The organism is Bacillus sp. RB3 (genome assembly GCF_030164735.1).
GTDB classification, from domain to species: Bacteria; Bacillota; Bacilli; order Bacillales; family Bacillaceae_G; genus Bacillus_A; species Bacillus_A cereus.
The window spans coordinates 137,605-149,856 of record NZ_JASNGE010000011.1; the positions used below are offsets into that span (position 1 = coordinate 137,605).

Genomic DNA, 12,252 nt, shown 5'->3' on the forward strand with positions numbered 1-12,252 from the left:
ACTTTCTTCTTTTAAATAAGAAAAATACAATTGACACTTTTCTTTTCTATATGGTAAATTTATCTTACATTTCTTAAAGAGCATATCCGATAGGAATTCCTTTATTTGATATGTTGTTACATACATAATTCTGGACCCTTAGCTCAGCTGGTTAGAGCAGACGGCTCATAACCGTCCGGTCGTAGGTTCGAGTCCTACAGGGTCCATATCCATTTCACATGTTTATTATGTTAGCAGGAAGCTTCCTTGTAGAAGGAAGCTTTTTTTACGGAATATATGAGCATTTTAATTGAAAAGAAGTGGGAATTTTGCTACTTTAATGATAGCAAGACAATGTGATTTATTTGTTTGCACCCTATGGCAATTAGGGTAGAATGAAGTTGTATGTCACTTAAGTGGCAATACATAAACTGGGAGGAATATAACAATGGCAAAACACGAATTACCAAATTTACCTTATGCGTATGATGCTTTAGAGCCTCACTTTGACAAAGAAACAATGAACATCCATCATACAAAACATCACAACACGTACATTACAAACTTAAACGCTGCTTTAGAAGGTCATGCAGAATTAGCTGACAAAAGCGTAGAAGAATTAGTTGCAAACTTAAACGAAGTACCAGAAGCAATCCGTACAGCAGTACGTAACAATGGTGGCGGACATGCTAACCATACATTCTTCTGGACAATCCTATCTCCAAACGGCGGAGGACAACCTGTAGGTGAACTTGCAACTGCAATTGAAGCAAAATTCGGTAGCTTCGATGCATTCAAAGAAGAATTCGCAAAAGCTGGCGCAACTCGCTTCGGTTCTGGTTGGGCTTGGTTAGTAGTAAACAATGGTGAGTTAGAAGTAACAAGCACTCCAAACCAAGATTCTCCTTTAACTGAAGGTAAAACGCCAGTTATCGGTTTAGATGTTTGGGAGCATGCTTACTACTTAAACTACCAAAACCGTCGTCCAGACTACATCGGTGCATTCTGGAACGTTGTAGATTGGAACGCTGCTGAAAAACGTTACCAAGAAGCAAAATAATTGTAACAAATATAGAAAAAGCTAGGGGAGAGCCCTTAGCTTTTTTCTATGCTTTCCTTTTACATAATTGGGCTTGTCTTTGGAAGACTAGAACATGAAGTAAAGGAGAGTTGTGTATGAAATGGAAACATATAATTGGTGACGTTGAAGTGAATCGGGATTTAGTGTTATTGCTCCTTATAGGAGGTTTATACACGCTCGCAATTTCTTTATCGAATACGTTTGTAAATATTTATTTATGGAAACAAACACAAAATTATGTGAATCTTGGCTTGTATAATTTAGCCAGCGTGGTATTACAGCCTCTCACATTTCTTGTAGGGGGGAAATTAGCGAAACGTATCGATCGCTCGATTTTATTACGAATAGGGGTAGGAACGCTCGCGATTTTTTTTATCGTTGTCTTAGTAGCAGGGAAAAGTGCTTCTCAGTATATTCTATTAATGGGGGCTCTTTTAGGAGTAGGATACGGTTTTTACTGGTTGGCTTTTAACTTATTGACATTTGAAATTACAGAACCAGAAACAAGAGATTTCTTTAATGGGTTTCTTGGACTTCTTACATCCTTCTCTGGGATGATTGGACCAATAGCAGCAGGATACACAATTTCACGTATGGAGAAATGGAGTGGCTATACTGTTATATTCTTTCTTTCATTAGTTCTATTTGCAATTGCTGTCGTCTTAAGCTTCTTTTTATCTAAAAGAGAATGTGAAGGGCGTTATGAAATCGTGCAAGTATTGAAAGAACGACGGATTGATAAAAATTGGGGAAAGATTACACGAGCTCATTTTTTCCAAGGATTGAGAGAAGGGACGTTTATTTTTGTCATTTCAGTATATGTTTATTTAGCAACTAATAGTGAGTTCGCATTAGGGAAATACAGTTTAGTGAACTCTGCTGTATCCTTTGTATGTTATTACTTAGTTGCTCGTATGTTAAAGAAGGAGTGGCGAAAAAAAGCAATTTTACTTGGGGGCATTATTTTATATGCTGTCGTCTTTTTAGTTATTTTCAATGTTACATACACGAAATTACTTATTTATGCGGCATGTATTGCGATTGCATATCCTATTTTACTTGTTCCGTATGGATCAATGACATATGACGTAATTGGTAGAGCGAAAAATGCGAGAGAATGGCGTGTGGAATATGTCGTTGTTCGGGAGTTATGGTTAAACGCCGGAAGAATCTGTTCCATTTTAAGTTTTTTATGTGCTGTACTATTCTTTCCACCTGAAAAAAGTTTACCTTACTTATTATGTATTTTAGGTGCTGGACATTTTCTTATTTATTTTGCAGTTAAAAATGTCAAATATGATGAGGGAAATGCGAGTAAAACAAGTGTTGTAACGCAAGAGAACGCGCAAAACCAAACTGAACCAGAAGGTTAACTTCTCGTTTGTTTTATGCTAGAATAGAAAAAGATGTAAGACAGCAGTGAGGACACCTGTATGAGGGTGTCCCTTTCACATTACATAGCTGTTGGTAGAGGGGGTTTGTATGAGCAAGAAGCAGAAGCAAAATAAGAAAAAGACCCACGTTCCTTTTCGATTAAACGTGTTGTTTTTCTGCGTGTTTTTAATGTTCTCCGCGGTTATTGTAAGGCTCGGATATGTACAAATTGTTCGCGGTGAAGAATATAAGAATGAAGTGGAGAAGAAAGAAAACTCAACGATAAGTAATCCTGTACCGCGTGGGAAAATATTTGACCGTTATGGGCGACCTGTAGTAGATAATGCAGCCATTCGTACTATTACATTTACAAAAATGAAGGGATCAACTGCAGAGGATCGCTTAGAAACAGCGAAAAAGCTAGCAGATTTGATTGAAGTACCGACAGATAAATTAACAGATCGCGATAAAAAAGATTATTGGCTTGCTATGCATAAAGAGGAAGCTAAAGAAAAAATTACGAATAAAGATCGTCAAGAGTTTAAAGATAAAAAAATTGATGATAAAGAATTAGACGAGCGTCAGCGAAGTCGTGTAACAGAAGAAGAGATTAATCAATTATCCGCCAAAGATCTAGAAATACTAGCGATTAAGAGTAAGATGGACGGCGGATATGCAATGACACCTCAAGTTATTAAAAAGGATGCTACAGAAAAGGAATATTCGATTATTAGTGAAAACCTAGCAGCATTACCAGGTGTAGATACGAATGTTGATTGGGAGCGAAAATATACGTACGATGATTTATTCCGAAGTGTACTTGGTGGGGTGTCGACATCTGATGAAGGCTTACCGAGAGAAAGACTAGATTACTATCTTGTTCGTGATTACAATCGAAATGACCGAGTAGGAAAAAGTTATCTTGAACAACAGTATGAAGATAGCCTGCATGGTACGAAAGCAGAAGTTAGAAATGTTACAGATAAAAACGGTAATATTTTAGAAACGATTAATGTTTCAAAAGGACAAAGTGGTAATGACCTGAACTTAACAATTGATATGGAATTACAAAAGCGCGTGGAAGATATTCTTGCGAAGAATTTAATGAGGTTTAAAGGAAGTGAACCTCTTTTAGATCGCGCATTTGTTGTAATGATGAACCCAAAAAATGGTGAAGTTTTATCTATGGCGGGGAAACAATTAGTTAACGAAGATGGTCAAACGAAAGTAAATGACTTTGCATTAGGTACCATGACAAGTTCTTATCCGATGGGGTCAACTGTAAAAGGTGCAACAGTACTTACTGGATATCAAACTGGTGCGATTCAACCAGGGGCAGTACAATTGGATGAACCAATTAAATTAAAAGGTACACCTACGAAGTCGTCTTGGAAAACGATGGGATACATTAATGACCTTACAGCTTTAAAAATGTCTTCTAACGTTTATATGTTTAAAACAGCGATGAATATCGCCGGTGTTCCATATGTGAGAGGTGGTACGTTAGATATACCTCAAAAAGCATTTGATACGATGCGTTATTATTTCGGACAGTTTGGACTTGGTGTAAAAACAGGAATTGATTTACCGAATGAATCTGCTGGTCAGATGGGTAAGAGTAGTCAACCAGGTTTCTTACTAGATTTATCAATTGGACAGTATGATACGTATACACCGCTTCAATTAGCGCAATATATTTCGACGATTGCCAATGGTGGATATCGTATGCAACCACAAGTTGTAAAAGAAATTCGTCAACCGGCAGTGAAACCAGATGAAGTTGGGAAAGTTGTTCAATCTATGGAACCGAAAGTATTAAATCGTATTGATATGCCAGAATCGCAAATTAAACGTGTTCAAGAAGGATTTAGACAAGTGTATAATGATTCAGGTGGTACAGCTACAAAGTACTTTACAGGTGCAAAATATAAAGCTGCTGGGAAAACTGGTACAGCTCAAACTGTGTATGGTGGAGATAAAGAGATTGGTAGAAATGCAAAAGGTGAACGTGTGGAAACATATAACTTAACATTAGTAGGTTATGCGCCACTTGAAGATCCAGAAGTAGCATTCTCTGTTGTCGTTCCATGGGTACATGATGATAAGACTGGTATTAATGGATATATTGGTCGTGAAATTATGGACGCTTACTTTGATTTGAAAAACAAAGAAGTAAATGGTGAAGCTCCAAAAGATGATAAAGACAATAAAAACAAAGATCAAGATGATGAATAAAAAAGTTGTAAAAAAGCACACTATATGAAAAGATAGTGTGCTTTTTTTTATGGTTTATGCATATCGTGTAATAAATGTGGACAAGTATACAACATTTAAAAAACGCGGCCCTATAAATGATACTTGTATATGGTGGGATAGGGGATAAATATTTTATAGGGAAATCATCAGAGGAAATGAATAGCTACTACTGAATTAAAATTGTATCGTATGTTGATTTTTGTGGAACTTTACAAAACTTTTACAAACAATTAAAACCGAATTAATAGTTTAGCAGTATTCTTATATCTGTAATCCTGTTATTTCCGGTTACTTCTAGGAGGAAAAACACGTGAAATGGATGCGTACACCGATTAAGATTTTCGTATTATCAATATGGTTCCTCTGTTTTGAAATGTCTACTGCATTTGCTTTAAATGATAAGGGAGAAGTGAGAGTTGATGGATCCTCAACGGTTTTTCCTATTATAGAAGCAGTAGCGGAGGAATATACAAAGGTGCATGCAGACGTGAAAATTTCCATCAGTATTTCTGGAACTGGGGGAGGATTTAATCGTTTCAGTAAAGGAGAAGTAGATATAAATAATGCTTCGAGAGTAATGAAACAAGTCGAGAAAAATGAAATGAAGAAAAACTCTATTCAGTTCACACCTTTTGAGGTTGCTAACGACGGTCTTACGATTGTTGTGAATCGCCATAATACATGGGTAGACGATATGTCAGTAGACGAGTTACGACTACTTTGGAGTGAAGATGGAAGAGAGAAGCGATGGTCACAAATTCATTCAACATGGCCACGTGAACAAGTGAAGTTTTATGCACCAGGCGTAGACTCTGGTACGTATGATTATTTTCAAAATGTCATCTTACAAAATCATCGCATTGTAAAAAAAGTCTCTTTGTCTGAAGATGATCAAGTTATTATGCAAGGGGTAATGAATGATAAACATGCCATTGCTTTTGTAGGATATGCTTATTATATGGCTAATCGAGATAAGGTGAAAGCAATAAAAGTAAATGGTGTATTTCCGACGAAAGAGACCATTCAATCAGGTAAGTATAAGCCGTTATCTAGGCCGCTACTTGCTTATGTGAATAATGCATCTATCCGAAATAAAATGAATGTAGCAAACTATGTTGAGTTTATGATTCAGCATGTCGGTAACCTCGCTGAAGAGGTCGGGTATGTAAAATTACGAAAAGAAAAATACAATGAACAGCTGCGTATGTTAACAGAAATAAAAAGGTAATGTCAGGGTGGAAAGGGGTTTTCATCTTTGGCTCATAATGACAAAAGTCAAATTACATTTTCTGTACAACATTTGATTGAAAGAAATACAAAACAAAGAAAAAAAACGCAGCGAATCAATCGAATAGTGCCTTTATTACTAAAAATAATTGCTAGCGTTTCTATTGTGACGACACTTGGAATTGTTTTTACGCTCTCTAATGAAACAATCATGTTTTTTCAAAAAATATCATTATACTCCTTTTTGACGGAGAAAGAATGGTTACCATTTTTTGAAGACCCTAAATTCGGTATATTACCACTCATATGTGGAACGTTCCTTATAACTGCAATTGCTATGTTTGTAGCAATTCCTATCGGTTTAGCGTGTGCCGTATTTTTAAGCGAATATGCTTCAAATAGTGCACGGAAAATATTAAAGCCGATGTTAGAGCTATTAGCAGGTATCCCGACAATTGTATATGGTTTTTTTGCATTAACAATTGTTACGCCGCTTTTACAAAGGCTTATACCAGATTTACAGTTTTTTAATGCGATTAGTCCAGGAATCGTTATCGGATTTATGATGATGCCTACAGTTGCATCTCTATCTGAAGACGCGATGAGAGCTGTGGCGAAAGGGACGAAAGAAGCTTCATTAGCACTCGGAGCGACGCGGTTTGAAATGGTAAAACAAGTGGTGTTTCCGTCCGCTTTTACAGGGATTATGGCAGCAATTATATTAGCGGCTTCTCGTGCAATTGGTGAAACGATGATTGTTGTAATTGCAGCAGGATCCACACCGAATGTATCGCTTGATCCGACACATTCTATTCAAACGTTAACAGCCTATATTGTGCAAGTAAGTTTAGGTGATGCTCCGCATGGAACGATTACGTATTACAGCATGTATGCTGTAGGTGCAACGTTATTTTTGTTTACCTTTATTATGAACATCATTTCGCAGTCTATTATGCGCCGTTTTAGGAGGATGACATAATATGCGAATGTTGAATCATAAAAAAATACAAAAAAACATGGCATCACGCTTTTTAAAAGATCGAATTTACAAATTGTTATTTTATATAGCAATTTTATTTTCAATGGTAATTTTGTTTTTGTTACTGTTTCAAATTGTTGAAAAAGGTATAAGTTATCTTTCAATAAATTTCTTTACAAATTTCGCTTCACGTAATCCGAAAGAAGCTGGTATTGCTGCAGCTTTGTCAGGGACAATATTATTTATGAGTATTGTTATACCTGTTTCTTTTATATTTGGAGTTGGAACAGCACTTTATTTAGAGCAATATGCGAAGGAATCTCTATTTAAAAAAATAATAGAGATTAATAATCAAACGTTAGCAGGAGTACCATCCGTTGTATTTGGATTGCTTGGTTTAACTATTTTTGTATATGCTCTTCATTTAGGAGAGAGTATAGTTGCAGCAGCACTGACGATGAGTCTACTCGTTTTACCAACAGTTGTTGTGGCGAGTCAAGAAGCAATTCGATCAGTACCAAGTGTATTATTAGAGGGTTCTTACGGATTAGGTGCTACGAAGTGGCAAACGATGTATCAAATTGTATTGCCATATGCTTTCCCAGGGATTATAACGGGCTGTACGTTAGCGATATCAAGAGCAATTGGAGAAGCTGCACCACTATTAGTTATTGGGGCACTTGCGTTTGCAAATTATGTTCCATTTAGTATGTTTGATAGATTTACAGTTCTACCAATTCAAATTTTTAATTGGATGAGTAGGCCACAAGAAGAATTTCAGTATGTAGCAGCAGCTGGGATGATTGTTTTGTTAGGTTTGTTGCTATTTATTAATATATTTGTTTTATGGTTACGAAATCGAAAATAAGTTGGAAGTGGATGAAAGGGGAATTCAAATGGTAGCAACAGTAGTAAATGTACAGGTGAAAAACGAAGAGAAAATCGAGACTGCGCCAAAGAAGGTAGTATTTGATACGAAAAACTTAAATTTATGGTATGGGGAAGACCATGCTTTAAAAGATATTAATTTAAGTATTCATGAGAATGAAGTTACAGCCATTATCGGTCCAAGTGGCTGTGGTAAATCAACTTACTTAAAAACATTAAATCGCATGGTAGAATTAGTACCGATTGTTCGAACTACAGGTGTAATTGAATATAGAGAACGCAATATATTTGATAAATCATATCCAGTTGAAGAATTAAGAACGCATGTAGGAATGGTGTTCCAAAAGCCAAATCCATTTCCAAAATCTATTTATGAGAATGTAGCATACGGTCCAAAAATCCATGGTATTCGTGACAAAAAGACATTAGATGAAATTGTTGAAAAAAGTTTACGTGGAGCAGCGATTTGGGATGAGTTAAAAGATCGTTTGCACGATAATGCATACGGTTTATCTGGTGGACAGCAACAGCGTCTATGCATCGCACGCTGCTTAGCTATTGAGCCAGACGTTATTTTAATGGATGAGCCAACATCGGCATTAGACCCAATTTCAACATTAAAAGTAGAAGAATTAATTCAAGAGCTAAAGAAAGATTTTAGTATTGTTATCGTAACGCATAATATGCAACAAGCAGCGCGTATTTCAGACAAAACAGCTTTCTTCTTAAGCGGGGAAGTTGTGGAGTATACAGATACAAACAAATTATTTACGACTCCTTCAGATAAGCGTACAGAAGATTATATTACAGGTCGCTTTGGTTGATATCGTTTCAAAGCTAAGAGCAAATGCCCTCTTAACAGAGGGCATTTCTTATTTTATCTTACTGTTAATAGAGAACTAATACTTCTCCTTATCTTAAGGTTTATTACAAGCGCAAGAGGCTATGTAGGAGATTTACCCCGCTATTTGCGGGCAGTAAGACCCCCACCTTAAAATTTAGCGAAAGCAAAGAAGTTAGGGAGGGGATCTTGCTGCCTATCAAATCCCGATTGATGAGGGTTGATTAAAGTTTCACTTTTATATAATGGCACATAATATTGAGGGGGAAGAAAAATGGTAAGAGAACAGTTTCAAGGTGATTTAAAAGCGTTACAGCAAAAGGTGATCGAGCTTGGAGAATTAGCAAATGCGGCTTTATTGATGGCTATGGAAGGTCTGCATACAAGGGATGTAGAGAAAGCGTTAGAGGTCATTGATGGTGATTACCGCATGGATAATTTAGAAGAGGAAATAAACGATCTTGCGCTTATGCTCATTACGAAGCAGCAACCTGTAGCAAGTGACTTAAGAAGGATTTTTATTTCAATTAAAACAGCGACAGATTTAGAGCGTATTGCAGATCATGCTGTTAATATTGCAAAGGCTACAATTCGTCTTGGGGAAAAAGAAGTGGCTGTTAGTTTGCACAACCTGGATGAAATGTTTGCGGTTGCAAATGAGATGTTGCATTTAGCGTTAGAAGCATATGAACAAGAAAATTTAACTTTTGCGAAACAAATTGCTGAAATGGATGATTCCGTTGATGAAATATATGGAAAAGCAATTCGTGAGTTTATATCGTCGGTTCCGGAACAACCAGAAGCAATTACGCAAATTACACAATTATCATTTGTCGCGAGATATATTGAGCGTGTAGCAGATCATATTACAAATATTGCTGAAAATGTCTTTTATTTAGTAAAAGGAAAGCATTATTTATTGAATGAGTAGGAATAAAAGCAGGTGATGAGAAATCACCTGCTTTTTTTAGTCAAAACATGACAAAAAAAGCTCGTTGTTTCCTTTAGTTTATGATGATAAGATGTATCATAATGTAATGGAAAAATTAGTATATATGTTTGTCGTTAATAAGTATTATTTACCAATTTACAGTAAGCGCTTTCTTGTTGTTTGAAACATACGTTTTTATAGGTGAGAAATTTAATTATATGGTCTTCTAAATGAGGATTTGTTTAACTAATCAAGTTTATGCTGCTAGTTCATGTGGGATAGGGAATATACATATGGTATATGGAGTTACTGAACATTATATAAGTGGAGGCTGAAGTATATGAAGGGGGTTATTTTAGCTGGAGGAAAAGGAAGACGCCTTAGACCATTAACATGTAATACTCCAAAGCCGATGTTACCATTATTAGAAAAACCAGTTTTAGAATATAATATTGAGTTATTACGTCAGCATGGTATTCGTGAAATTGCAATTACTGTTCAATATATGAGTACGACCATTAAGCAATATTTTGGTGACGGTAGTAAATGGGGAGTTAACTTGTATTATTTTGAAGACTCTCCTCCGCTTGGCACAGCAGGGAGTATTAAACAAGCAGAACAATTTTTAGATGAAACATTTGTTGTGATAAGCGGGGATGCATTAACTGACTTTCAATTATCAGAAGGAATTAGGTTTCATGAACAAAAGAAAAGAATGGTAACAATGTTTGTGAAAGAAGTAGAAAATCCACTCTCATTTGGATTGGTTGTAATGAATAAAAACCAGGAGGTTACACGATATATAGAAAAGCCGGGCTGGAATGAGGTAGTATCTAATGTTGTGAATACAGGCATATATATTATGGAGCCAGAAATCTTTTCTTACATACCGCCTAGGCAATTTTTTGATTTCAGTCATGATGTGTTTCCATTATTGGCAAACAAAAATTTGTTATTCGCATATTTGTCAGAAGGTTATTGGTTAGATATCGGCACATTTAATCAATATCGACAAGCACAATTTGATTTGTTAACGAAAAAGTTACAAGTACCTATTCCTTATACAGAAGTATTACCTATGGTATGGATGGGGGAAGGGGTGACGATTGGTAAAGGGACGAAAATTCATGGCCCCTCTTTTATTGGAGAAGGAGCAAAGATTGGTACAGGAGCTGTAATTGAGCCATATTCTATTATTGGGAAAAATAGTATCGTTTCAAGTTATTCTCATCTTCAAAAAAGTATTGTTTTTGCGAATGCCCACATTGGGAAGTATTGTGAACTATTAGAAACGACAATAGGAGAGCGTACAATAGTTGAAGATGATGTTACACTGTTTCAAAAAAGTGTTGTAGCGGATCACTGTCATATCGGGAGAAGTACGGTAATTAAGCAAAAAGGAAAACTATGGCCTTATAAGGCGATTGATAGTCATTCGATAGTAGGAGCGGCTGGTATTCAAGAGAGTGAAATGAGTGCAGGGTGGTTACAAAAAAGCCGCATTGTAGGAAGAGGGAATGTTGAAATTACTCCCCAGTTTATCGTGAAGATTGCGATGGCGTATGGTTCTCTTTTTGAAAAAGGAGAAAGTATATTAATTGGAAGTCAAGAAAATATAGAAACAACCTCTTATAAAAATTTATTTTTACATGCTATTCATGGTATAGGGATTCATACGATGGAATGTAAAGAAATGAACGAGTCACTTTTTCAATATAGTGTTCATCATTTGCAATGTGCAGGTGGTGTTTTCATTCAAGTGGAGAATGAGAATGAGATTGTTATAAAGTTATACGGTCAAGCTGGCATGCCGTTAACGTATAAGCAGCAAAAAGAGATAGAACAAATATATATGTCCGAATTGTTTTATTACGTGCAGGAGAAAGAAATGGGGCGTAATAAGCTCGTTCATGTTTCTATGAATGAGTATATAGAAGTTATATTGGAGCATATTGATATCGAGAAAATACAGATGCAGAAGTTTCATCTTCTTATTAATAAGAGAGATGATACGTTGCAACATTTACTTATGCTCTTTCTGCAAAGACTTGGTTGTACAGTTACATGGATTTATGCAAGCGAACAAAAAGATCATGTGAAAGCTTTGATGAAATCAAGTAAAGCGAATATGGCTCTTATGTTTTCGGAGAAAGGAAATCATTTCGAGTTATACGATAAACATAGTAATATTTACCAAGGTACAGATTTGGAAGAGGTAGATATTCCAGATTTCTTGCTCGAATCGACAGGAAATATTTACCCAATGTCTTTGAAGTTAGGAGAATGTTATCTTCTATTTTATACGCAGGATGAAAGAAAGTCGTTTCAAGTGAGGTGGAAGCGAGATATTTTATATCGGATTGGAAAATTATTCGAGCTAATAGCATTGCAAGGAAAAACGTTTCTCAGCATAGTAGAGCAATCACCTCCGCTCTATTTACTTTATGATGAAGTGGTATGTTCATGGAATGAAAAAGGGGAAATTATGAGGAAATTATTGGATGATATAGAAAGGAAGGGAGAAGGGATATTTGAAGGAGTGCAGTTCAAATATACTGAAAAAGAGTGGTCTTATATCGTTTCTGACATAAAACAACCAAAATTTTTGGTGTATTCACATGCTAGAAACCCAGTGATAGCAAGGGAAAATATGAAAAATCTTATAGAAAAAATTAGACAATATCAAAAGGTGTAGA

Annotated in this window: 9 protein-coding genes and 1 tRNA gene; all 10 read left to right on the top strand. The window is 35.9% G+C overall.

Annotation, left to right across the window (positions count from 1 at the left end; genetic code table 11):
- Positions 1-132: 132 nt before the first annotated feature.
- Positions 133-206 (top strand) — tRNA-Ile (locus tag QO049_RS16250).
- 221 nt (positions 207-427) lie between these two features.
- Positions 428-1,039, top strand: a complete 612-nt coding sequence (gene sodA, locus QO049_RS16255) for a superoxide dismutase [Mn] (RefSeq protein ID WP_001052031.1) — start codon at positions 428-430, stop codon at positions 1,037-1,039.
- A 116-nt stretch (positions 1,040-1,155) separates the two neighbouring features.
- A complete protein-coding gene (locus QO049_RS16260; protein WP_000871385.1) occupies positions 1,156-2,433 on the top strand; it encodes an MFS transporter in 1,278 nt (425 codons plus the stop codon).
- Between the two features lie 109 nt (positions 2,434-2,542).
- A complete protein-coding gene (locus tag QO049_RS16265) occupies positions 2,543-4,669 on the top strand; it encodes a peptidoglycan D,D-transpeptidase FtsI family protein (protein WP_000038982.1) in 2,127 nt (708 codons plus the stop codon).
- 331 nt (positions 4,670-5,000) lie between these two features.
- Positions 5,001-5,918 carry a PstS family phosphate ABC transporter substrate-binding protein gene (locus tag QO049_RS16270; RefSeq protein WP_246961232.1) on the top strand — a complete coding sequence of 306 codons (918 nt, stop codon included), beginning with the start codon at positions 5,001-5,003 and terminating at the stop codon, positions 5,916-5,918.
- A 27-nt stretch (positions 5,919-5,945) separates the two neighbouring features.
- Entirely contained in the window at positions 5,946-6,896 is a 951-nt protein-coding gene (gene pstC, locus QO049_RS16275; protein WP_000940912.1) for a phosphate ABC transporter permease subunit PstC, read from the top strand.
- Position 6,897: 1 nt separating this feature from the next.
- On the top strand, positions 6,898-7,764 hold the full coding sequence (pstA, locus tag QO049_RS16280; protein ID WP_001242564.1) for a phosphate ABC transporter permease PstA: 867 nt from the start codon (positions 6,898-6,900) through the stop codon (positions 7,762-7,764).
- A gap of 28 nt (positions 7,765-7,792) precedes the next feature.
- Positions 7,793-8,608, top strand: a complete 816-nt coding sequence (gene pstB, locus QO049_RS16285) for a phosphate ABC transporter ATP-binding protein (RefSeq protein ID WP_000226681.1) — start codon at positions 7,793-7,795, stop codon at positions 8,606-8,608.
- A gap of 291 nt (positions 8,609-8,899) precedes the next feature.
- Complete coding sequence (phoU, locus tag QO049_RS16290; protein ID WP_000251243.1) at positions 8,900-9,556, top strand: phosphate signaling complex protein PhoU; 657 nt, start codon at positions 8,900-8,902, stop codon at positions 9,554-9,556.
- Between the two features lie 340 nt (positions 9,557-9,896).
- The gene (locus tag QO049_RS16295) at positions 9,897-12,251 is read left to right on the top strand and encodes a sugar phosphate nucleotidyltransferase (protein WP_246961230.1); all 2,355 of its coding nucleotides are present in this window, start codon (positions 9,897-9,899) and stop codon (positions 12,249-12,251) included.
- Position 12,252: the final 1 nt, after the last annotated feature.

What these genes read in the sequence shown, in the direction of transcription:
- QO049_RS16295 (WP_246961230.1), top strand. Translation starts at nt 9,897, where the DNA reads ATGAAGGGGGTTATTTTAGCTGGAGGAAAAGGAAGACGCCTTAGACCA.
- sodA (WP_001052031.1), top strand. Translation starts at nt 428, where the DNA reads ATGGCAAAACACGAATTACCAAATTTACCTTATGCGTATGATGCTTTA.
- pstA (WP_001242564.1), top strand. Translation starts at nt 6,898, where the DNA reads ATGCGAATGTTGAATCATAAAAAAATACAAAAAAACATGGCATCACGC.
- pstB (WP_000226681.1), top strand. Translation starts at nt 7,793, where the DNA reads ATGGTAGCAACAGTAGTAAATGTACAGGTGAAAAACGAAGAGAAAATC.
- phoU (WP_000251243.1), top strand. Translation starts at nt 8,900, where the DNA reads ATGGTAAGAGAACAGTTTCAAGGTGATTTAAAAGCGTTACAGCAAAAG.
- QO049_RS16260 (WP_000871385.1), top strand. Translation starts at nt 1,156, where the DNA reads ATGAAATGGAAACATATAATTGGTGACGTTGAAGTGAATCGGGATTTA.
- QO049_RS16265 (WP_000038982.1), top strand. Translation starts at nt 2,543, where the DNA reads ATGAGCAAGAAGCAGAAGCAAAATAAGAAAAAGACCCACGTTCCTTTT.